Annotated in this window: 23 protein-coding genes; 13 read left to right on the top strand and 10 right to left on the bottom strand. The window is 61.5% G+C overall.

Annotated elements, in window-relative coordinates:
- Positions 1-318: hypothetical protein (locus tag ACF8K2_RS14855; RefSeq protein ID WP_392465570.1), on the top strand; the 318-nt coding region annotated here is incomplete at its 5' end.
- Between the two features lie 464 nt (positions 319-782).
- Here the strand turns inward: ACF8K2_RS14855 and ACF8K2_RS14860 are convergent.
- Complete coding sequence (locus ACF8K2_RS14860; RefSeq protein WP_392465571.1) at positions 783-2027, bottom strand: putative porin; 1245 nt, start codon at positions 2025-2027, stop codon at positions 783-785.
- A gap of 252 nt (positions 2028-2279) precedes the next feature.
- Here ACF8K2_RS14860 and ACF8K2_RS14865 point away from each other — a divergent pair, with 252 nt between their 5' ends.
- Positions 2280-3407: a GNAT family N-acetyltransferase gene (locus ACF8K2_RS14865; protein WP_186557478.1), complete on the top strand. Its 1128-nt coding sequence runs from the start codon at positions 2280-2282 to the stop codon at positions 3405-3407.
- Between the two features lie 154 nt (positions 3408-3561).
- Here ACF8K2_RS14865 and ACF8K2_RS14870 read toward each other — a convergent pair whose 3' ends face one another.
- The 4 genes from ACF8K2_RS14870 to ACF8K2_RS14885 form a co-directional block, all read right to left on the bottom strand.
- Entirely contained in the window at positions 3562-5394 is a 1833-nt protein-coding gene (locus tag ACF8K2_RS14870) for an ABC transporter ATP-binding protein (RefSeq protein WP_186557479.1), read from the bottom strand.
- Between the two features lie 62 nt (positions 5395-5456).
- The gene (locus tag ACF8K2_RS14875; protein WP_186557480.1) at positions 5457-6014 is read right to left on the bottom strand and encodes a peptidylprolyl isomerase; all 558 of its coding nucleotides are present in this window, start codon (positions 6012-6014) and stop codon (positions 5457-5459) included.
- Entirely contained in the window at positions 6008-6820 is an 813-nt protein-coding gene (locus ACF8K2_RS14880) for an alpha/beta fold hydrolase (RefSeq protein ID WP_186557481.1), read from the bottom strand. Before ACF8K2_RS14880 ends, ACF8K2_RS14875 begins: the two co-directional genes overlap by 7 nt.
- Before the next feature lie 11 nt (positions 6821-6831).
- The gene (locus ACF8K2_RS14885; protein WP_186557482.1) at positions 6832-7755 is read right to left on the bottom strand and encodes a LysR family transcriptional regulator; all 924 of its coding nucleotides are present in this window, start codon (positions 7753-7755) and stop codon (positions 6832-6834) included.
- 48 nt (positions 7756-7803) lie between these two features.
- Between ACF8K2_RS14885 and ACF8K2_RS14890 the strand changes: the two genes are divergently transcribed.
- The 3 genes from ACF8K2_RS14890 (at position 7804) to ACF8K2_RS14900 (ending at position 9958) form a co-directional block, all read left to right on the top strand.
- Positions 7804-8118: a 3-phosphoglycerate kinase gene (locus tag ACF8K2_RS14890; RefSeq protein WP_186557483.1), complete on the top strand. Its 315-nt coding sequence runs from the start codon at positions 7804-7806 to the stop codon at positions 8116-8118.
- A gap of 108 nt (positions 8119-8226) precedes the next feature.
- Positions 8227-8826: an FMN-dependent NADH-azoreductase gene (locus ACF8K2_RS14895; RefSeq protein WP_392465577.1), complete on the top strand. Its 600-nt coding sequence runs from the start codon at positions 8227-8229 to the stop codon at positions 8824-8826.
- Positions 8827-9079: 253 nt separating this feature from the next.
- Positions 9080-9958: a carboxylate/amino acid/amine transporter gene (locus ACF8K2_RS14900; RefSeq protein WP_392465579.1), complete on the top strand. Its 879-nt coding sequence runs from the start codon at positions 9080-9082 to the stop codon at positions 9956-9958.
- Positions 9959-10009: 51 nt separating this feature from the next.
- Here the strand turns inward: ACF8K2_RS14900 and ACF8K2_RS14905 are convergent, their stop codons facing one another.
- Positions 10010-11311, bottom strand: a complete 1302-nt coding sequence (locus ACF8K2_RS14905) for a mechanosensitive ion channel family protein (RefSeq protein ID WP_392465581.1) — start codon at positions 11309-11311, stop codon at positions 10010-10012.
- A gap of 143 nt (positions 11312-11454) precedes the next feature.
- Between ACF8K2_RS14905 and ACF8K2_RS14910 the strand changes: the two genes are divergently transcribed.
- Positions 11455-12777, top strand: coding sequence for a DEAD/DEAH box helicase (locus ACF8K2_RS14910; RefSeq protein ID WP_186557487.1), 1323 nt, complete (start codon positions 11455-11457; stop codon positions 12775-12777).
- Positions 12778-12855: 78 nt separating this feature from the next.
- On the opposite strand, the gene ACF8K2_RS14915 is transcribed toward ACF8K2_RS14910, so the two are convergent.
- Complete coding sequence (locus ACF8K2_RS14915) at positions 12856-13128, bottom strand: hypothetical protein (RefSeq protein ID WP_186557488.1); 273 nt, start codon at positions 13126-13128, stop codon at positions 12856-12858.
- A gap of 216 nt (positions 13129-13344) precedes the next feature.
- On the opposite strand from ACF8K2_RS14915, the gene ACF8K2_RS14920 reads away from it, so the two are divergent.
- The 4 genes from ACF8K2_RS14920 to ACF8K2_RS14935 all read left to right on the top strand — a co-directional run bounded on the left by ACF8K2_RS14920 (position 13345) and on the right by ACF8K2_RS14935 (position 15362).
- The gene (locus ACF8K2_RS14920; RefSeq protein ID WP_392465586.1) at positions 13345-13623 is read left to right on the top strand and encodes a BrnT family toxin; all 279 of its coding nucleotides are present in this window, start codon (positions 13345-13347) and stop codon (positions 13621-13623) included.
- Positions 13601-13855 (top strand): BrnA antitoxin family protein, encoded by a 255-nt coding sequence (locus ACF8K2_RS14925; RefSeq protein ID WP_312155502.1) that lies wholly within the window; start codon positions 13601-13603, stop codon positions 13853-13855. The genes ACF8K2_RS14920 and ACF8K2_RS14925 overlap by 23 nt, the downstream gene beginning before the upstream one ends.
- A gap of 78 nt (positions 13856-13933) precedes the next feature.
- Positions 13934-14338 (top strand): transcriptional regulator, encoded by a 405-nt coding sequence (locus tag ACF8K2_RS14930; RefSeq protein ID WP_186557490.1) that lies wholly within the window; start codon positions 13934-13936, stop codon positions 14336-14338.
- A gap of 97 nt (positions 14339-14435) precedes the next feature.
- Positions 14436-15362, top strand: a complete 927-nt coding sequence (locus ACF8K2_RS14935; RefSeq protein WP_186557491.1) for a DMT family transporter — start codon at positions 14436-14438, stop codon at positions 15360-15362.
- A 115-nt stretch (positions 15363-15477) separates the two neighbouring features.
- Here the strand turns inward: ACF8K2_RS14935 and ACF8K2_RS14940 are convergent, their stop codons facing one another.
- The gene (locus tag ACF8K2_RS14940; RefSeq protein WP_186557492.1) at positions 15478-16638 is read right to left on the bottom strand and encodes an MFS transporter; all 1161 of its coding nucleotides are present in this window, start codon (positions 16636-16638) and stop codon (positions 15478-15480) included.
- Between the two features lie 106 nt (positions 16639-16744).
- Here ACF8K2_RS14940 and ACF8K2_RS14945 point away from each other — a divergent pair, with 106 nt between their 5' ends.
- Together ACF8K2_RS14945 and ACF8K2_RS14950 are read left to right on the top strand one after the other, a co-directional pair.
- On the top strand, positions 16745-17638 hold the full coding sequence (locus tag ACF8K2_RS14945; RefSeq protein ID WP_392465591.1) for a LysR substrate-binding domain-containing protein: 894 nt from the start codon (positions 16745-16747) through the stop codon (positions 17636-17638).
- A 125-nt stretch (positions 17639-17763) separates the two neighbouring features.
- On the top strand, positions 17764-17892 hold the full coding sequence (locus tag ACF8K2_RS14950; protein WP_256214945.1) for a PA1414 family protein: 129 nt from the start codon (positions 17764-17766) through the stop codon (positions 17890-17892).
- 81 nt (positions 17893-17973) lie between these two features.
- Here the strand turns inward: ACF8K2_RS14950 and ACF8K2_RS14955 are convergent, their stop codons facing one another.
- Both ACF8K2_RS14955 and speB read right to left on the bottom strand, forming a co-directional pair.
- Entirely contained in the window at positions 17974-19353 is a 1380-nt protein-coding gene (locus ACF8K2_RS14955; protein ID WP_392465594.1) for a sodium:solute symporter, read from the bottom strand.
- Between the two features lie 212 nt (positions 19354-19565).
- Positions 19566-20516, bottom strand: a complete 951-nt coding sequence (speB, locus tag ACF8K2_RS14960; RefSeq protein WP_186557495.1) for an agmatinase — start codon at positions 20514-20516, stop codon at positions 19566-19568.
- A gap of 226 nt (positions 20517-20742) precedes the next feature.
- Here speB and ACF8K2_RS14965 point away from each other — a divergent pair, with 226 nt between their 5' ends.
- A complete protein-coding gene (locus ACF8K2_RS14965; RefSeq protein ID WP_186557496.1) occupies positions 20743-21636 on the top strand; it encodes a LysR family transcriptional regulator in 894 nt (297 codons plus the stop codon).
- Positions 21637-21719 lie beyond the last annotated feature (83 nt).

Below are 21719 nucleotides of genomic sequence, written 5' to 3' on the forward strand. Positions count from 1 at the left end.
GAATATCAAGAGCAGCGAATTGCTACGCTCTCGCAGAAGCCAAAGCCAAAGCCAAGGTTTGAATTTTTCTTTTGTGTGGTTTGTTCCGGCCTCTTCGCGGGCAAGCCCGCTCCCACAGGTACCGCGCGGTTCTTCCGGCTGGCGGTGAACCTGTGGGAGCGGGCTTGCCCGCGAAGAGGCCAGAATATCCACCACACCTGGCACAAGTACCGCGCCGCTCTTGCGGCTGACGGTGAGCCTGTGGGAGCGGGCTTGCCCGCGAAGAGGCCGGAACATCCACCACATTTGCCACTAGTATTGCGCCGCTCTTGCGGCTGACGGTACCCGTGGGAGCGGGCTTGCCCCACGATGACGGCCGACTATCCACCACACCTGCCACTATCGCCAGATAACGCCAGCCCAGTCGCCGCCACTAACTTCGCGACTTCAGGAGGCCGAGCGTAGGTGTCTGTAGGGCCAGGTGCGTCAGCACCCTTCGGCGCAGCCGAAGGCGCGAGATGTAGATTTGCGCAGCAAATCGTAGGCCGCGCGGGCCCGGAAGGCACCGAAGCGAGGGGATCCCGCCACGGGCGGGACTGATGGTGGAGCGCACGGCTTTTGGTTACTTTTGGCCACGACCAAAAGTGACCCGCCGTAAGGGCGGAAAGGTGACTCAGCGCCACCCTAGCCAATGGATATGCTCAAACCTCTAAAAGCCCAAGCCCAAGCCCAACGAAAAAAAGCGAGAAGCGCCGGATGGGGTTCGGCACTTCCCGCTTTCACTAACGCAGAGCAACTACACCTTAGAACTTAGCTTCCAGATCCACCTGCAACGTATCGACATCAGCATTGCTGTTAGGCAGCTGCGACAGATCGGTCTTGGCCATCAGATAAGCAGCACCCACCGAGAAGTTCTTGTCGATCTCGTAACCCACCTTGAACTTGTGACCGCGCGAACCCGTGAAGCCGTTACCGAAGTCAGAGTCGGTGAACAGGCTGACCACAGCGTTACGCTGCACATCGCGGTAGTTGTAGTCCAGGCTCCAGGCACCGAGCTTGGTCTTCAGGCCCGCCAGCCAAGCCTGGTCTTCGCCATCGGTGCTCTCGGTGTTCTTCACGTACTGACCATAGGCCGACAGCGGTACAGCCAGGCCAGTCAGGTCGATCTGACCGAAGCCTTCCACCAGGTTGAACTCGTTGGTGGTGTTGCCGAACGACTGCAGGATGGTGGCTTCCTTGTCGTTGTCATAGCCATAGATGCTCGCACCCACGGTGACCTTGAGGGTATCCATCGGCGCGAACTTCGCCCCCAGCTGGCCGTGGTAGACCTGGGCGTCGTGCTTGTACTGCACGCCGTCGCCGTCGACGTTGTCCTTGAGGGTGTATTGACCCGCGCTGGCGAACACTTCGGCGCCGCCCAGGTCGGTCTTGTAGGTAGCGGCCACACCTTCCGGGTTGATGTCGCTGTCCCAGATGATGTCGCCCATGCTGACCCAAGGCTGGGCCATCTTGCCGCCGATCAGGTGCAGGCCAGGCAGGGCGGTTGGGTGCCAGTCGAGGTAGGCCAGGTCAACCCACAGCGACTTCTTGTCGAAGTAGTTGTCCAGGCTCTGGTTGGTCGAGCGACGGTCAGCGCTGCTGCCGGTGGCGACACGGATGCCGGCGTCGACCTGCGGGTTGATCTCGCTGTAGAAGCCAACGCGGGCACGCACGCGCTGACGGTCCTGGTTGCCGCTGGAGCTGTTCGGTTCGTCGACGTTGACGTCTTCGTAGCGCAGGCGCACATCGCCCTTGATCTGGGTCTTGGCGGCCCAGGCGACTTTCTGTTCAAAGGAGCTCATCCGCTCGGATTGAGCCTTCATGTCTGCCTTTTCCTTGGTTTCCTTCGACAGGTCGGCCTGCAGTTCGTTGTACTGCGCCTGGTTGATCGAGCCGTTGGCGCGGAGCATTTCGAGCAGCTTGGCGTCGACTGCAGCACTGGCTGGAGTACTCAGAGCCAGCATCAGGCCGGTGAGGCTCACTCCAGTAAGTGTAGAAACAAGACGCATAAGGTTCTCCCTGTTGGAAAAGAATGGGGAGGCTTGTGCGCCCGCCCCCGAGTTGGCAAGTCTTCGGAAAAGGCCTGAATAGACAGGTCGCTGGGGTTCCGGAAAACAGGCGCAAGTATTGCGAGGGGGGATGACAGAATAATGTCTATTTAGTGGCACTGCCGTTAAGAAAACCGCTGTCAGTGCGCTTGAGGTTTGTCAGTCGCGCCCTGCATCCGGGATACTGGCAGGCGCCTCTTGGAGAGTGAACCCGTGATCAGCCTGTACAGCCTTGCCCATTTGCGCGACCTGCCAGCGGCGACCTGGGATGCGCTGGTGCCCGCCGGCCAGCCGTTTCTACGGCATGCGTTTCTGACCGCGATGGAGGACAGCGGCAGCGTCGTGCCCGCCACCGGCTGGGCTGCCGAGCACTTGATCCTGGAGCGTGACGGGCAGGTGCGCGCGGTGCTGCCGGCCTATCGCAAATGGCATTCGTTCGGCGAGTACGTGTTCGATCACGGTTGGGCCGATGCCTGTGAGCGCGCCGGGATTGCCTACTACCCCAAGTTACTGGGCGCCGTACCGTTCAGCCCGGTCAGTGGCCCGCGATTGCTAACCGAGGATCCTGCCGATGGCCTGCTGTTGCTGCAGGCGCTGCCTGAGTATCTGGGCAAGGGTGGCTTGTCGGGCGCCCACATCAATTTCACCGACAGCGCCCTGGACCAGTCGATTGCCGGTCTGCCGGGCTGGATGGAGCGCCTGGGTTGCCAGTTTCATTGGCGCAATCAGGGCTATCGGGATTTCCAGGACTTTCTCGATACTCTCAGCTCGCGCAAGCGCAAGCAGATGCGCAAGGAGCGTGAGCAGGTGCTGGGGCAGGGTATCGAGTTCCAGTGGTATCGCGGCGATGAGCTGAGCCAAGCGCAGTGGGATTTCGTGTATCTGTGTTACGCCAACACCTATGCCGTACGTAGGCGAACGCCGTACCTCACGCGGGCGTTTTTCAGCCTGCTGGCCGAGCGCATGCCCGAGGCGATCCGCGTCGTGGTGGCGCGCCAGGCGGGGCGGGATGTGGCCATGGCGCTGAGCCTGGTGGGCAGCGATAGCTTGTATGGGCGCTATTGGGGGTGCCTGGCCGAGTTCGATCGGTTGCACTTTGAGACGTGCTTCTACCAGGGGATGGACTTTGCCATTGCCCAAGGCTTGCAGCGCTTCGATGCGGGGGCACAGGGCGAACACAAGCTGATTCGCGGGTTTGAGCCGGTGATCACGCGGTCGTGGCACTATCTGTTGCATCCGGGGTTGAGGCGGGCGGTGGAGGATTTTCTTGGGCAGGAGCGCGAGGGGGTCAGGGCTTATGCCGAGGAGGCGCGGGGGATGCTGCCTTATCGGCGGGGTTGATGGGTGGGCTGTTGTGGCCTCATCGCGGGGCAAGCCCGCTCCCACGCAATGGCTGCATAGCTGCATAGCTGCATAGCTGCATAGCCGCATAGCTGCATAGCTGGTTAGCGTGGGAGCGGGCTTGCCCCGCGATGGGGGCGCGCCAGCCTTAAACTCAATCGACGCCGACAAAGCCGCCAGTCTGGTGATGCCACAACCGCGCATACAGCCCTTGGTGCGCGAGCAGTTCGGCATGGGTTCCGCTTTCGACGATATGCCCTTTGTCCAGCACCACCAGCCGGTCCATCCGGGCGATGGTCGACAGCCGGTGGGCAATGGCAATCACCGTCTTGCCCTGCATCAGGGTCTCCAGGCTTTCCTGAATCGCCGCTTCCACCTCTGAGTCCAGCGCCGAGGTAGCCTCATCCATGATCAGGATCGGTGCGTTCTTCAACAGCACCCGGGCGATGGCGATACGCTGACGCTGTCCGCCAGACAGCTTGACCCCGCGCTCACCCACATGCGCATCGAAGCCAGTGCGCCCCTGGGCATCGGACAGCTGCGGGATGAACTCGTCGGCCCGTGCCCCGCGCACCGCTTCCCACAACGCCTGTTCGCTGGCATCGGGGCGGCCGTACAGCAGGTTGTCGCGGATCGAGCGGTGCAACAGCGAGGTGTCCTGGGTGATCATGCCGATCTGCGCGCGCAGGCTGGCCTGGTTCACTTCGGCGATGTCCTGGCCATCGATCAGGATGCGCCCGCTTTCCAGGTCGTACAGGCGTAGCAGCAGATTGACCAAGGTCGATTTGCCTGCCCCAGAGGGGCCGATCAGGCCGATCTTCTCGCCAGGGCGAATGTCCAGGTTGAGGCCGTCGATAACCTTGCCACCTTTGCCGTAATGGAAACCCACGTTGTCGAAGCGCACTGCACCGCGAGTGACCTTGAGCACTGGTGCGTTGGGGCTGTCGGTGACCGTCACCGGCTGGGCGATGGTTTGCAGGCCATCCTGGACCATGCCGATGTTCTCGAAGATGCCGTTGACCACCCACATGATCCAGCCGGACATGTTGACGATACGAATCACCAGGCCAGTAGCCAGTGCGATGGCACCGACCGTGATCAGCGACTGGGTCCACAGCCACAGCGCAAGCCCTGTGGTGGTGACGACCAGCAAGCCGTTGAGGGTGGTGATCACCACGTCCATGCTGGTCACCACGCGAGCGGCCAGCTGGGTTTTCTCGGTCTGCTCACGGATCGCCTCGCGGGCGTATTGCTGCTCGTAGTCGGTATGGGCGAACAGCTTGAGGGTGGCGATGTTGGTGTAGCCATCGACAATGCGCCCCATCAGCTTGGAGCGCGCATCGGAGGAAATCACCGAGCGCTCCTTGACCCGCGGCACGAAGTACAGCAAAGCGGCGATGTAGCAGGCGATCCACACCAGCAGCGGCAGCATCAGCCGCCAGTCAGCCTCGGCGAACAGCACCAGCGAGCTGATCGCGTAGATCAACACGTGCCACAGCGCATCCACCGCCTGCACCGCTGAGTCGCGCAGGGAGTTGCCGGTTTGCATGATGCGCTGGGCAATACGCCCGGCGAAGTCGCTCTGGAAGAAGTTCAGGCTCTGCTTGAGCACATAGGTGTGGTTCTGCCAGCGGATCAGGCTGGTCATCCCCGGGTTGATGGTCTGGTGCACCAGCAGGTCGTGCAGGCCGAAGAACACCGGACGCAGCAGCAGGACCACCACCAGCATCCAGATCAGCTCGCCACTGTGCTCGCTGAAGAAGTTGGCGTTGGGCGTGCCTTGGGCCAGGTCGATGATCCGGCTCAGGTAGCTGAACATGGCCACCTCGATCAACGAGGCGACCAGGCCAACGATCAGCAGGGCCAAGAAGCTTGGCCACACCTGACGCAGGTAGTAGAGGTAGAACGGCCACACCGTGCTCGGAGGCGCCTCGCTCGGCGCTTCGCGGAAGATGTCGATCAATTGCTCGAAACGGCGGTACAGCATGGGGGTTACAACTCCTGTTCTACCCGACCTGCAGGCGGTTCACATCCCTGTGAGGCCTGCACTCAGTCGATGCGTTTGGCGGACTTGATGAACACCGGATCGGCCGGTACATCACGCATGCCCTTTTTGATAGTGGTCGGCGAATTGACGATCTGGTCAACCACGTCCATGCCTTTGGTGACCTTGCCGAACACGGCATATCCGGCATCGCGACCTGGGTCGAGGAAGGCGTTGTCGGCAACGTTGATGAAGAACTGGCTGGTGGCCGAGTTCGGGTTGGAGGTGCGGGCCATGGACAGGGTGCCGCGGGCGTTATGCAGGCCATTGCTGGCTTCGTTGCGGATCGGGTCGTTGGTGTTCTTCTGCACCATCTGCTCGGTGAAGCCGCCGCCCTGGACCATGAAGCCTGGGATCACGCGGTGGAAGATGGTGTTGTTGTAGAAACCACTGTCGACGTACTCAAGGAAGTTCTTGGTACTGATCGGCGCTTTTTCCGCGTTCAGCTCGATTTCGACCTGGCCGAAGCTGGTGTCGAGCAGAACGTGCGGGGTCTTGTCCGAGGCCATGACGCTGGTGGCGAAGGCAACCGAGCAGGCGGCGAGCAGGAGTTTTTTCAGCATGGGCTCAAAGATCCTTGAGAGGTGGAGGCGGCTGCAAGAAAGTGCAGCAGGGTCTGGTTGAAGACCTCGGGTTGATCGAGGGGTGTAGCGTGCCGGGAATCTTCTATGACTGCCAGTCTAGCCTGGGGTATCAAGGCGACGTAGCGCTGTTTCAGTTGTATCGGTGTGTAATCGTGGTCGGCGGCGATCACCAGGGTGGGACAGCCGATCTGGCCGATGCGTTCCGCCACGCCCCAGTCGACGATAGCGTCGAAGCTCTTCAGGTAGGCGCGCTTGTCGTTGCGTGCCCAGCGCTGGGCCATCTTCTGGCGAAGATCGGCTTGTTCGGGTTTGGGGAACAGCCGCTCGGCCAGGCCCTTGCCGACGGCTTCGACGCTGAGCAGACGCGCCAGGCCCCAGCGTTTTGCCCACCAGATCCAGTCGCTGCGGGTGCGTCGCTTGACCTCGGGGGCGCTGTTGACGATGCAAAGGCTGCGTAGCCACTGCGGGTGGTCGACGGCGAACTGAAAGCCGATCATACCGCCCATCGACAGGCCAACGAAGTGCACTGGACCGGTGCGCAGGTGTTCGAGCAGGGCCAGCAGGTCTTCGCTGAAGGTGGCGATCTGATAGCCGTCGCGGGGTTTGTCAGAGCGGCCGTGGCCGCGGATGTCCATCAGGATCACCCGGTAGTGCCGGCTCAGCTCGGGTACCTGCAGCTCCCAGTCCTGGCAACTGGAGCCCAGCCCATGCAACAGCACCAGGGGCTCGCCCTGGCCGTATTCCTCGTAATGCAGCGTGCATCCTTCGTGTTCGAAATAGGCCATGGGCGCGGTCCTCAGGCTTGCGGCGGGGCTGCGAAGGGCACGTCCAGGGGCGCAGTGTCGAAATTGCGCAGCAGGTCGATGAGGATCTGCGTGGCCGGGCCCAGGGTCTTTTCCTTGCTGGAGTAAAGGTAGAACAGTGGATGGCGACTGCCACCCTGGTCCAGCGGCAATGGCTTGAGCACGCCGTCGCGCAGCTCGCGCTCGATCATGTGTCGAGGCAGCCAGGCAAAGCCCAGGCCGCTGCTGACGAAGGTGGCCGCAGTGCCCAGGCTACCGACCGTCCAGCGTTGTTCAGCGCCCAGCCAGCCGACATCCTTGGGTTGCGCGCGGCCAGAGTCACGGATTACCACCTGCAACTGGCTCTCCAGGTCCTGGAAGGTAATCTCCCGGCCCAGGCGGTGCAGGCTGTGTTCCGGGTGGGCGACGGCGACGAACTCCACCGAGCTCAGTTCGGTGCCCAGGTAGCCGCCGATGCTGAAGCTGCTGATCGCAAGGTCGGCGATGCCTTCATGCAGGACTTCCTCGACCCCAGACAGCACCTCTTCGCGCAGCCGCACGCGGCAGCCTCGGCTCTGCGGCATGAACGCGCTCAAGGCGCGCACCAGGCGGGCGCTGGGGTAGGCGGCATCGACCACCACGCGCACCTCGGCCTCCCAGCCTTGTTCCATGTGATGGGCCAGGTCTTCGAGCTGGCTGGCCTGCTTGACCAGGTGGCGCGAGCGGCGCAGCAGCACGTTTCCAGCTTCGGTCAGCACGGCTTTGCGCCCGTCGATGCGCAGCAACGGCACGCCAAGTTGCTCCTGCATGCGTGCCACTGTGTAGCTGACCGACGATTGTGAGCGGTGCAGGGCCTCGGCGGCCTGGGCAAACCCTCCGTGATCGACCACTGCCTGCAGGGTTCGCCACTGATCCAGGGTTACGCGCGGCGCTTTCATCTTCAGCTCCTGTTGTCCTAAGCTGCGCTCTTTCAAGGAGAGCGCTCTATGAAGAAAAGTTGTGTGGCATTACTGCTGTGCCTGCCCCTTACCGCCATGGCATACCCCATCGATGTCGACAAGCAGCTGACCGGGGTCAAGGTCGACTACACCGCCTACGACACGGCCTACGACATCGGCAGCATCTCGCTGAACAACTATGGAGAGGTTGCGGCGTCGTGCAAGGTCACTTTCCGCAACGGCCCGGAAGCGCCACGGGTGCGTCGGGTCAATGTGCCGGCCAAGCAAAGCGTGGACGTTACCGCCAAGTTCAACCGGCAGATCATCAAGCTGCGGATCGGTTTGAGCTGTAAACCGGAATAAAACAGATTAGTCGATAGATTGAACCCACTTTTTACGCTTTTTTATCGATAGGTCAACCCTTAATCTTTCCTCCATCGAATCGCACCCTATTTGCCGATGGAGGCACCCATGTCCCGCGTATTGATCATCGAAAGCAGCGCCCGCCAGCAGGACTCCGTTTCGCGTCAATTGACCCGAGATTTCATTGGCCAATGGCAAGCGGCGCATCCGGCCGACGACATCAATGTGCGTGACTTGGCGGTGACTCCAGTGCCGCACCTGGACGCCAACCTGCTGGGTGGCTGGATGAAGCCTGAGGAACAACGCTCACAGATCGAGCGCGAAGCCCTGGCGCGTTCCAACGAATTGACCGATGAACTGCTGGCCGCCGATGTACTGGTGATGGCTGCTCCCATGTACAACTTCACCATTCCGAGCACGCTCAAGGCTTGGCTCGATCATGTCCTGCGCGCCGGTATCACCTTCAAGTACACCCCGACCGGTCCACAGGGCCTGCTGACGGGCAAGCGTGCCATTGTCCTGACTGCCCGCGGTGGTATTCATGCCGGCGCCACCAGCGACCATCAGGAACCGTACCTGCGCCAGGTCATGGCCTTCATTGGCATCCATGACGTGACCTTCATTCATGCCGAAGGCCTGAACATGAGCGGCGACTTCCACGAGAAGGGGCTGAACCAGGCCAAGGCCAAGCTGGCTGCGGTGGCCTGAGTGCCGACTAATTCCCAACCCTGACACCTGTTGCTCCTTGGGTGTGCCTGCCCGGCCAGATGATGGTCGGGCTTTTTTATGCCTGGAGTTTGTCTAGCGCCTGTTCCGGCCTGATCGCGGGGCAAGCCCACGTGTATTGCGCCGTCAGCCATACCCGTGGGAGCGGGCTTGCCCCGCGATCAGGGCGCTACGCCAAGTTGATCGGTTTTTGCCAACCGGCTAAGGTCGCCGCCTTGATTTACGAGAGAGCACCATGGGCTACCTGATTATCGTCGCGCTGATCCAGGCGTTTTCCTTCAACCTGATCGGCGAATACCTGGCCGGTCATGTCGACAGCTATTTCGCGGTCTTGGCACGGGTGGTGTTGGCCGGCCTGGTGTTCCTGCCGCTCACCCGCTGGCGTCAGGTCGAACCGCGCTTCATGCGCTCGATGCTGCTGATCGGCGCATTGCAGTACGGCATCACCTACGTCTGCCTGTACTTGAGTTTCCGCGTGCTGACCGTGCCGGAAGTGCTGCTGTTCACCATTCTCACGCCGCTGCACGTGACCCTCATCGAAGATGCGCTGAACCGCCGCTTCAACCCTTGGGCGCTGCTCGCTGCACTGGTCGCGGTCGCGGGTGCGGCGGTGATCCGTATGGACAGCATCAGCGGCGACTTCTTCATCGGCTTCCTATTGCTGCAATTGGCCAACTTCACTTATGCCGCCGGCCAGGTGCTGTACCGTCATCTGGTCGCCCGTAATCCAAGCGATCTGCCGCATTACAAGCGGTTCGGCTACTTCTACCTGGGCGCGTTGATCGTGGTGTTGCCAGCGTTCCTGCTGTTTGGCAATGCCCAGCACCTGCCGAGCACCGATGTCCAGTGGCTGGTGCTGCTGTTCCTGGGTTTGTGTCCGACTGCGCTGGGTTTGTACTGGTGGAACAAGGGCGCCTGCCTGGTTTCTGGCGCTACTTTGGCGGTAATGAACAACCTGCATGTGCCGGTCGGGCTGCTGCTCAATTTGCTGATCTGGAATCAGCACGAGCCGCTGGGGCGATTGTTCATTGGCGGCGCGGTGATTCTGGCCTCGGTGTGGCTCAGTCGCTTGGGCGGCAGTCGGACTGCTCGCTCGCAGCGGACCTCCACCTGATCAAGCCACTGCATGTAAAAAAAAAGGCGCCTGTTTGGCGCCTTTGCTTCTTCAAGCCTCTGCGGTTTCTGTAAGGCGCTGCGCCTGCGTTTCGATTGGCGCTCGGGCGGCAAGCCCTGCGCGCATGTCATTGCCGCTGGGCTGCTGATACAGACTCAGGCCAAACTCCGGCAGCACGGCCAGCAGATAATCGAAGATATCGCCCTGGATGCGCTCGTAATCCGCCCAGGCCGTGGTGCGAGTGAAGCAGTAGATCTCCAAGGGCACCCCCTCAGCGGTTGTCTGCATCTGCCGCACCATGCAGGTCATGCTTTGCTGCACGTCAGGATGGTTCTGCAAATAGGCCAGGGCAAACGCACGGAAAGTACCGATGTTGGTCAGCCGCCGCCGGTTAGCCGACAACTCGGCTACGGGTCCCAGCGCTTCGTTCCAGTTCTGCAGTTCCTGGCGCTTGCTGGCCAGGTAATCACCGAGCAAGCGTACCTGGGTCAGGCGCTGTTCTTCCTCGCGGGTCAAGAAGCGGACACCGGCAGCATCGATGAACAGGCTGCGTTTGATCCGTCGCCCACCAGACTGCTGCATGCCGCGCCAGTTGCGGAACGACTCGCTCATCAGGCGCCAGGTCGGGATGGAAACGATGGTCTTGTCGAAGTTCTGCACCTTGACCGTGTGCAGGGTGATGTCCACCACATCGCCGTCAGCGCCTACCTGGGGCATTTCGATCCAGTCGCCGACGTGGAGCATGTCGTTGCTGGTCAGCTGTACGCTGGCCACGAATGACAGCAAGGTGTCCTTGTACACCAACAGCAGCACCGCCGACATGGCGCCCAGGCCCGATAGCAGTAACAGCGGCGAGCGGTCGATCAGGGTGGCGATGATGACGATGACGCTGAGCACCCACAGCACCATCTTGGCCAACTGCACATAGCCCTTGATCGAGCGGGTGCGGGCATGCTCGGTGCGGGCGTAGATGTCCAGCAGGGCATCGAGCAGGCAGGAAACCGCCAGGGTCATGAACAGCAGGGTGAATGCCAGGGCAACATTGCCGAGGAAGTGCTGGGCGGTGTTGCCAAGCTCCGGGACCAGCTTCAGGCCGAACTGGATGATCAGCGAAGGGGTGGTCTGCGCCAGGCGATGAAATACCTTGTTGTGGCGCAGGTCGTCGAGCCACTTCAGCGCTTGTTGACGGCCCAGCAGGCGGCTGGTGTGCAGCACCAGGAAGCGCGCCAGGCGACCGAGTACTAGGGAGATCAGCAGCAGTACCGCCAGGCCCAGGGCAGAATGCAGCAGCGGATGTTGGTCCAGGGTGCCCCAGAGGTCGAGGGTGTCGTGCCAGAGTCGTTGAATGTCCATGAGCGTTACAGCGGTCTATGTTGCGGAACGAGGCACGATTAGAGCGCGGATCGGCCAAAAGTTGCTAAAAGAAAATTCGGTTATGGCGGCGGAAAACGTTACCCTATGCAACTGAATTTACGTACTTGCCCGAGGTTGTCCCCGTGTTTTCCCAATTCGCCCTGCATGAACGCCTGCTCAAAGCCGTGGCCGAGCTGAACTTTGTCGAGCCGACTCCGGTGCAGGCGGCGGCCATCCCCCTGGCGTTGCAAGGGCGTGACCTGCGGGTGACGGCGCAGACCGGCAGCGGCAAGACCGCAGCTTTCGTCCTGCCGATGCTCAACCGCCTGGCTGACCTGGGTGGCCCGCGTGTTGAAATCCGTGCATTGATCCTGCTGCCGACCCGCGAACTGGCCCAGCAGACCTTGAAACAGGTGCAACTGTTCTCCCAGTTCACCTACATCAAGTCTGGCCTGGTCACCGGCGGCGAAGACTTCAAGGAACAGGCTGCACTGCTGCGCAAGGTGCCGGATGTGCTGATTGGCACCCCAGGCCGCCTGCTCGAGCATCTGAACGCCGGCAACCTCGACCTCTCCCACGTTCAGGTCATGGTGCTGGACGAGGCTGACCGCATGCTCGACATGGGCTTTGCCGAAGACATGGAGCGCCTGTGCAAAGAGTGCGAGAACCGCGAGCAGACCCTGCTCTTCTCCGCCACCACCGGCGGCGCAGCGCTGCGCGACATCATTGGCAAAGTGCTGAAAAACCCTGAGCACCTGATGCTCAACAGCGTCTCGCAGTTGGCCGAAGGCACCCGTCAGCAGATCATCACCGCCGACCACGACCAGCACAAAGAGAAGATCGTTCAGTGGCTGCTCGACAACGAGACCTTCCAGAAGGCGATCATTTTCACCAATACCCGCGCCCTGGCTGACCGCGTCTATGGTCACCTGGTGGCCAAGGACGTCAAAGCCTTCGTGCTGCACGGCGAGAAGGACCAGAAAGACCGCAAGCTGGCCATCGAGCGCTTCAAGCAGGGTGGCTCCAAGGTACTGGTCGCCACTGACGTAGCGGCACGTGGCCTGGACATCGACGGCCTGGACCTGGTGATCAACTTCGACATGCCGCGCAGCGGCGACGAATACGTGCACCGCATTGGCCGTACTGGCCGGGCCGGTGGCGAAGGTCTGGCGATCTCGCTGATCACCCACAACGACTGGAACTTGATGTCGAGCATCGAACGCTACCTCAAGCAGCAGTTCGAGCGCCGAGTGATCAAAGAGGTCAAAGGCACCTACAGCGGACCGAAGAAGGTCAAGGCTTCGGGCAAGGCTGCCGGCGTCAAGAAAAAGAAAGTCGACAAGAAAACCGGCGACAAGAAGGCCGCCGCCAAGCGCAAGCCTACCGCCAAGCCACGGCCAAACGCACCGCTGACCAGCTCCGATGGCATGGCGCCGCTGAAAAAGCGCGCGCCGAAGGCTGAGTAAGGCGTTCTCCAGGCAACTACCGGTCTGCCCTGGCTTTGCCTAGGACGGACCGGCGCCTTGCCCCTTGCCGCGATCACCTCACTCCGCTTTTTTCTCCGCGACCTTGAGCTCCTGTAGCCTGCGGTCGATCAACTGGCACTTGTCAGGCAGATCCTTGCTTTCTGTCGCCAGGTCCATGCCCTGAAGCTCGTCGTTGATCTCCTTGGCCTTTTGCGGGTTCTGCTCGGTCAGTTGTGACACCAACTTGGCCAGTTCTTCGCGTTTTGCGGTTGCCTCCTCCAGTGTGCAGGCCCAGCTGGGCAGGGCGAAGCACAGGCTGGCAAGCAGGGTGACTCGGTGCAGGGTCTTCATAAGATGAGCCTCGGTCAGCAAGTAATCGGTTGAGGCTATGTCGGGGAGGAAAGTTCACCTGGGGAAGGTGCCTGGTCGAATCTCTTTTGCTTGTAATCCGCTTCCTAAATGCCCTGTTTGCTGCACTTAACCTCTGTTGATCTGCTGATGCTTCTTCTAGGCTCGCTGGCTTATAGGGAGTATTGTGTATGTACAAAAGTAAATACAGGCAGTCCCATGCGTTTTGAGTGGGACGAAGCTAAGAATCAGATAAACATCCGCAAGCACGGTATCGACTTCAGCGATGTGCCCGATATGTTCCAGCACCCCATGCTGCTGTTGCGAGATGATCGGCAGGCCTATGGTGAGGAGCGCTGGATCGGCTTAGGCTGGCTGCACACGCTGGTCGGGGTGGTCGTGTATACCGAGCGGCAGGCAGATGTAATCCGGATCATCTCAGCGCGAAAGGCGACCAGACAAGAGGCAAAACGTTATGACCAAGTCTTCCAAAACTGATTGGAGCCGCCTGGCTCAACAAGACGATCAGCAGATCGACACTTCGGACATTGCCGAGCTAGGTGAGGATTTTTTTCGCCAGGCTGAGCTGCGGGTTCCAGCCAAACAGGCCGTGACGATTCGTCTTGATGCCGATGTATTGGCCTGGTTCAAGGAGCAGGGCACGGGCTACCAGACGCGTATAAATCAGTTGTTGCGCCAGTATATGCAGGCTCAGCAGCGCCATCGTTGAATTTCCGTCGGAACGCTTGCAGCCCCATGCCGGTCCCAAGCTGTGTACCCCATCCGTTCACAGCAGGAGCCAACCTCCATGAGCAGCTACGACTGGGACCTGATCCAACGCCTGCTGCACGAAGTGCAAAATGGCGCTGATCACAGCTTTACGCCACGCCCCTACGCCGAGCAACATGCCGCGGCACTCGCCGCCCAAGGCCAGCCGGTGGGCGATCTGGATCATCTGAAGACCCGCGCGTGCGAGTACGAGAAGATCCTCTTCGAGCGCGGCTTCATCGAATCTCGGCCGGCAGAGGATGGCGGCAATGGCGAGAACTTCGTGCTCACCGAGCGTGGCTCGCGCTTGCTCAGTCTGATCGACAGCAGCATTCCTGGCTTCGAGCACCCGCGCCAGGTGCTGGATGAGCAGGAAGATCCGCTGGACGAAAACACCTTCGAGCACGTCTCGGCCAAGGCGCAGATTGCGGGCGGCGCAATTTAGGCTGGTAACGGCGGCGTCGCGAACCCGATAATCGGCACTGGATCCATTTTCTCTGCCGAGCCTTGCCCATGCCATCGAATCTACAAGGGGCCCGCCCATGAGTGCGGCCCGCAAGAATCCCGACGCTTTCGCCCTGCAACTGATGCTTGGGCTGTGCCTGATCTGGGGTAGCCAGCAGGTGATGATCAAATGGGCCGCCGTTGATATCGCCCCGGTGATGCAGGCGGCTTTTCGTTCCGGTATCGCTGCGCTGTTGGTCGGTATCTTGATCTGCTGGCGTGGGGGCTGGGGCCAGGTGGGCAGTACCTGGCGGGCCGGGTTGCTGGCTGGCGCACTGTTTGGCCTGGAATTTATGTTCATTGCCGAGGGGCTGAAGTTGACCTCGGCGGCGCACATGTCGGTGTTTCTCTACACCGCGCCGGTGTTCACCGCACTCGGCCTGCATTTCATGCTGCCCAGCGAGCGGCTGCGGCTTTTGCAGTGGTTGGGTATCTTGCTGTCGTTTGCCGGGATCGCCACGGCCTTCGCTGGCGGCTTGCAGCTCGATCAGATCGATGCTCGCACGCTTCTAGGCGATGCCTTTGGGGTGCTGGCGGGCTTGGCCTGGGGCGCGACTACTGTGGTGGTGCGAGGTTCGCGGCTGTCGGAAGCGCCGGCGACCTTGACCTTGTTCTATCAGCTGATGGTGGGCTTTGTCGGGCTGTTGCTGATTGCGCTGGTGAGCGGGCAGATCGGTAGGGTTACGTTGACCCCACTGGCGATGGGCAGCGTGTTGTTCCAGGGGATTGTGGTCTCGTTCGTCAGCTACCTGACCTGGTTCTGGTTGCTGCGCAAGTATCTCGCTTCGAACCTGGCGGTGTTCTCTTTCATCACGCCGTTGTTTGGGGTGACCTTTGGCGTGCTGCTGTTGGGGGAGCCGCTGAGTGTGAACTTTGTACTCGGGGCGGTGATGGTGTTGTGCGGGGTGATCCTGGTCAGTGCTGAGCCCTGGGTGCGTAAGCAGTTGCGCAAGGTGATTGGCTAGGTAGTTATCTGAGCGGCCTCATCGCGGGGCAAGCCCGTTCCCACGCAACCCGGTGTTGGCCAACGTGGGAGCGGGCTTGCCCCGCGATGAGGCCGGCAAAAACGCCCTGACACTCTCAGGCCGTGCTAGTGCTCGCCTGACAAACCTGCCGTGCGCTGCGGCTGGTTACTACCAGGACGCCGGCCAGCCCAAGCCCACTGGCGGCCAACACCAGCGCAGGTTGCAGGCTAGCGCTGTAGTGATTGCTCAGTGCTGCCAGCAGCGGCCCACTCAATTGGCCGAGCGCGAAGCACGCGGTCAATAGTCCGGCATTGCGCTGCGTGGCATGCGGCGCCAGCTCTCGCGAGCGCTGCATGACCAATTGCATGCAGGCCAGGAACGGCCCTCCACACAGCACCACCCCCAGGGCCAGGCCAAACCCATCACCCAGCAGGCAGGCCAGCACGCCCAGGCCTTGCAGCCAAAGGGTTGCGGCCAACCAGCCGGTAGTCCGCCCAGGTCGGCGCACACTCACCAGTACCACGCCCAACGCGGCCGCCAGGCCAAACGCTGGCCAGAACAGGTCGGCCAGCCAATGTCCGTGAAAACGCTGGTTGGCCATCTGCGATAAAAATGTGGCCGGCAAGATATACCCCACCCCATAGAGCCCATACACCAGCCCCAGACGGGCGATGCCAGGGCTCGGCGCCGAACGTGCGATTGCTGCTGGTGCAGGCGCCAGCGCCCTTGGCAACCAGGGCCGTACTGTAAGCAACATGACCAGCGCGGCCACTGCATAAACCAGCCACAAGGCCGCCGAGTCCATCCCCAGCAGATGTGCCGCCAGCGCCAGTAGCCCGGTCAGCGCAATGCCCACACCAGGCCCTGCGAACACCAGGGCGCCCAGTCGCGGTGTGCCATGAGCGGCTGCCAGCTGTTGGGTGAGGCTGGTAATCATCACCAGCACCCAGGCGCTGGCAACGCCGGTGCCAAAGCGCAGCAGCAGATGGCTCCAGAAACCATTGGCTGCCCACGAGGCGAGGGTCAACACCACGCACAGCCACAGGCCTGCATGCAGACGCAGGCGTACTTGGCCAGGCTGGCGAGCGAACATGGCGTCCACCGCGCCGAGGAAGTAGCCCAGGTAGTTGGCGGCGGCGACAAGGCCAGCGGCAGTCAGGTCGAATTGCCCTTCAGCGATCAGGCTGGGCAGTTGCGGGGTCAGGGCGAAGCGGCCGATGCCCATGGCCATCATCAGGGCCACGGCACTGGCCAGTAGTTGTACGAGCGGCGACATGTGAATGCTCCTGCCAGGTGTGAGTCGATGAGTGGCAGGGTAGGGCGGATTGACTTTCAATAAAATTGAATAATGATGATCAAGTTGTTCTGTTTTGGAGAATGTCATGGAGTTCAGTCAACTGCGCATCTTTCAAGCGGTGGCCGAAGAAGGTTCGCTTACCCGTGCTGCCGAGCGCTTGCACCGCGTGCCGTCGAACTTGTCGACGCGGCTGCGACAGTTGGAAGAGCAATTGGGTGTCGAGCTGTTCTTGCGTGAGCGCCAGCGCTTGCAGCTGTCGCCAGCCGGAAAGGTGCTGCTCGACTACGCCAACCGCTTGTCGACCCTGCACGACCAAGCGGTGGCGGCAGTGCAGGGCGGTCAACCTGCAGGGGACTTCGTCTTGGGCACGATGTACAGCACCGCGGCGACGCATCTGCCGCCGTTGCTGGCCCGCTATCACCAGACTTACCCAACGGTGAACCTGCAGGTACAGGCCGCTCCGAGCGGCGATCTGCTCGAAGGGCTGATGAGCCACCGCCTGGATGCCGCCTTGGTCGATGGGCCGCCAAGCCTGGCAGGGCTCGATGGCGTGCCACTGTGCGATGAAGTCTTGGTACTGATCACCAGCCCTGAGCACCCCCCGGTGCACAGTGCCCGGGATGTGGCAGGGCGGGCGGTGTTCACCTTCCGCCAGGGCTGCTCCTACCGGATGCGTCTGGAAGCCTGGTACGCCCACGCCCACACGCCCATGGGCCGGGTCATGGAGATCGAGTCCTACCAGAGCATGCTGGCCTGTGTCATTGCCGGGGCAGGGGTGGCGTTGATGGCGCAATCGATGCTCGACAGCCTGCCAGGACGTGAGCAGATTCGCGTCCACCGGCTGCAAGCACCGTTCGATCAGGCTGTCACCTGGTTGATGTGGCGCCAGGGCATGTGTGGGGCAAATTTGCAGGCGTGGATCGATCTGCAACAAGGCGAAACAGTTGACCGACCGTCGGAACGCCCCGCGACCGCTTGATCCGGGTCAAAATCGTCCCTATCTATAGGATTAGGCGAATGCGTAATGCAGGACATCGGACTATGATCTGTATGAAACATCGCAGAATCGATTTTGCCGTGAGGCTGACCCGTGAAGGGGGCTCTATGAAAAAACCACTGTTCAACTGGCTCCATGACCTGGCTGTCGCCTTGGGCCTGATTCCGCCACCGCTGCAGCCGGTGCCGATTCCCACCGACGAAGAGCAGCGCAAGCGCCAACCTCGTCGCCGTTGAAATGACAGAGGCCGCCGCATCGATCAGATGCAGCGGCCTTTTCGTTTCAGCCGATTGGGCTGCTGGGCAGCCCAGTATTGATCAGGCCAGGTTCACCGCCGCCATCGGGCGACGCGACAGCAGGCTGACCAGCACAAAGCTCAGCAGACCAATCGCCAGGCTGTAGTAGATCGGCGTATTGGCATCCAGACCATCCTTGAACATGAACAGCAGCGCGGTGGCAAAGCCCAGCGACATGCTGGCGATCGCCCCTGCGGTGGTCGCACGCTTCCAGAAGATCGCCCCGATAAGCGGCACCAGCATCCCGCCGACCAGCAGGTTGTAAGCCAAGGTCAGCGCGCTGATCACATCGTTCACTGCCAGGGCAATGCCCAGCACTACCAGGCCGGTCAGCAAGGTGAACAGGCGGCTGACACCCAGGCTCGACTGCTTGCCGCCGCGCAGCTTGGGCAGCAGGTCTTCGGTGATGGTGGTGGACGCCGCCAGCAAGCCGGCGCTGGCCGTCGACATCATCGCCGCCAGGGCGGCCGCCATCAGCAGGCCACGGATGCCATCGGGCAGGGTGGTCTTGATCATCGCCGCGAAGGCGTTGTTCGGGTTGGCCAGGTCCGGCATCAGCACGTGGGCGGCCATGCCGATCAGGGCGCAGGCCAAACCGTACGCCACGCAGTAGATACCGGCGGTGGTACCGGCGCGCTGGCAGACCTTTTCGTCACGGGCGGTGAACACCCGCTGCCAGATGTCCTGGCCGATGAGGATGCCGAAGAAGTAGATCAGGAAGTAGGTGATGATGGTGTCCCAGCCGATGGTGGTCCAGCTGAAGCTGGCCGCCGGCAGCTGCGCGACCAGTTGATCCCAGCCACCGACCTTGTACAGGCACACCGGCAGCAGGATGAACATCAGGCCGACGGTCTTGATCACGAACTGGACGATATCGGTGAGGGTCAGCGACCACATGCCGCCAATGGTCGAGTAGACCACCACCACGCCGCCACCGAGCAGCAGCGACAGCCAGAACGGCAGGTCGAGCAGCACCTGCAATACCGTGCCCATGGCCAGGGTCGAGGTGACGCCGATCATCAGCGCGTAGGCCAGCATGATGACCGCACTGGCTTGGCGCGCCATGGGGTTGTAGCGCCGCTCAAGCACCTGGGTGACGGTGAAGATACGCAGGCGCAGTAAGGGTTTGGCGAGGAACAGGTTCAGCGCGATGATTCCCAGGCCCAGTGCCGCGCACAGCCAGAAACCGGAGATACCATGGACGTAGCCCAGGCGCACGGTGCCGACGGTCGAAGCACCACCCAGCACCGTGGTGGCCATGGTGCCCATGTACAGGGTCGGGCCGAGATTGCGTCCGGCTACCAGGTAGTCTTCGTGGGTTTTTGCCCGCCGCATGCCGTACCAGCCAAGCGCGAGCATGCCGGCGGCATAGATCAGTACTACGATGATGTCCAAGGCCATTGGGGGTCTCCCGATTATCTTTATTATGGCGAGATCGACCGTCCGGGCAGGTGCACGGTGCCCGGCGGTCTTGTCTTGTATTGGCGGGCCTCACCGGCCCCTCTTCATGGCTCCTGCCTGGGTCACGCGGAAGCGGGCTTGTTTCGCGATAGCGATCGCGGGGCAAGCCCTCTCTCGGGTAAACCGCTCATCTTGCTCCAGTCGCTGACACGTCAGCGACGTACGACACCTGGCAGTACGCAGAGCATCTCGAACAGCAGGTTGGCGCCGAGCAACGAGGTGTTGCCGGTGGTGTCATAGGGCGGCGAAACCTCGACCAGGTCGCAGCCAATCAGGTCCAGGCCGTGGCAGCCACGGATGATTTCCATCGCCTGGATGGTGGTCAGGCCACCGATTTCCGGGGTGCCAGTGCCAGGCGCCCAGGCCGGGTCGATGCCGTCGATGTCGAACGACAGGTACACCGGGCCACCACCTACTTTCTCGCGCACTTCAGCCATCAATGGCTCCAGCGACTTGTGCCAGCACTCTTCGGCCTGAACCACACGGAAACCCTGGCGACGGCTCCAGTTGAAGTCGTCGGCGGTATAGCCCTGGGCGCGCAGGCCGATCTGCACCACGCGATCGCAATCGAGCAGGCCTTCTTCCACTGCGCGGCGGAAGGTGGTGCCGTGGGCGATCTTCTCGCCGAACATGTGATCGTTGACGTCGGCGTGGGCATCGATGTGCACCAGGCCGATCTTGCCGTGCTTTTTATGCAGGGCGCGCAGGATCGGCAAGGTGATGGTGTGGTCGCCACCAAGGGTCAGCGGGATGACATTATGCTCGACAATGTTGTCATAGGCTTCTTCGATGATGCGCACGGCGTCGAGCAGGTTGAAGGTGTTGATCGCTACATCGCCAATGTCGGCGATCGACAGCGAGTCGAAGGGCGCGGCACCGGTGGCCATGTTGTAGGGGCGGATCATGACCGACTCGGCGCGGATCTGCCGGGGGCCGAAGCGGGTGCCCGAACGCAGCGAGGTGCCGATATCCAGGGGCACGCCGACGAACGCGGCATCCAGGCCTTCGGCGCTTTGCAGGTGGGGCAGGCGAAGCATGGTGGCGATGCCGCCGAAACGCGGCATTTCGTTGCCGCCCAGTGGTTGGTGAAGAGTCTTGTCCACGGTGGGCCTCATCAGTCGGTCGATTGTTATGTTTGTTCGAACCTGTTCCGTGGCGCGCCTGGCTGGCGCAAGGGTGCCGGCGGGCAGGGACATTTCGGCCAAGTCTGCGCAAGGTAGTGCGCGGAAAGAATCGCTACCGGCAAATACTTAGTTCAGGAATTTCTGAACTAATAGCCCTGGCTCGGGTTAGACTTTGGCCATTTCCAGCCTGTGGAACCGCTGCACCATGGCCTCGACCCTGCCCGATCTGAAACTGCTACGCATCTTCGTCAGCGTGGTACGCCACCAGGGTTTCGCCAATGCCCAGCGCGAGCTGAACCTGTCGACCTCGGCGATCAGTACCTACATGAGTCAGCTCGAGAGTTCCTTGGGCATCGTCCTTTGCCACCGCGGGCGCGGAGGCTTCAGCCTGACCAGCAAGGGTGAGCTGTTTCATCAGGAGACCTTGCGTCTGCTCGCGGAAATGGACGGTTTCGAGCAATACGCGGCAGCGCTCAAGGGCGAGCTGCGCGGAACCCTCAACCTGGGGGTGATCGACTCGACTGTCGGTGATCGCGCCTTGCCCCTGGCTGAGGCGATTGGCGCCTATAGCCAGGAGCATCCGGCGGTGCATCTGCACTTGTCGGTCTCCAGCCCCTACGAACTGCAACTGGGCGTGCAGGACAACCGTCTGGACCTGGCCATCGGTGCCTTCTCTTCGCGCATGAGTGGCCTGGTCTATCAGCCGTTGTATCGTGAACAGCACTGGCTGTATTGCAGCAGCCGGCACCCATTGTTCGTCGAACGGCGCATTCCCGAACCGGTGGTGACCCAGCAGCGCATGGTCGGCCGGGGTTATTGGAGCCAGGCCGAGCTGGCCCGGCATGGCTTCAAGCACAGCGCGGCAACCGTGGAAAGCATGGAAGCGCAGTTGATCCTGATTCTCTCCGGCGCCTACATCGGCTATTTGCCTGAGCATTACGCCCAGGCCTGGGTCGATAAAGGGGATCTACGGGTACTATCGCCGGCTACCTTCGGTTATCAGGCGCCATTCTCGCTGATCATCCGCCGAGGTCGCAGCCGTGAGCCATTGATCCAGACCTTCCGTGACCTGCTCAAAAGCCAGCTCAATGTAGGCTAGGCAATACCGCATTTAGGACATTCCGTCTGACAGGGATAATTTCCTACAAAAAGTTGACCACTTTCATGCTGGCGCTCTGCTAA

Source organism: Pseudomonas sp. xss_2 (genome assembly GCF_043104195.1).
GTDB lineage: Bacteria > Pseudomonadota > Gammaproteobacteria > Pseudomonadales > Pseudomonadaceae > Aquipseudomonas > Aquipseudomonas urmiensis.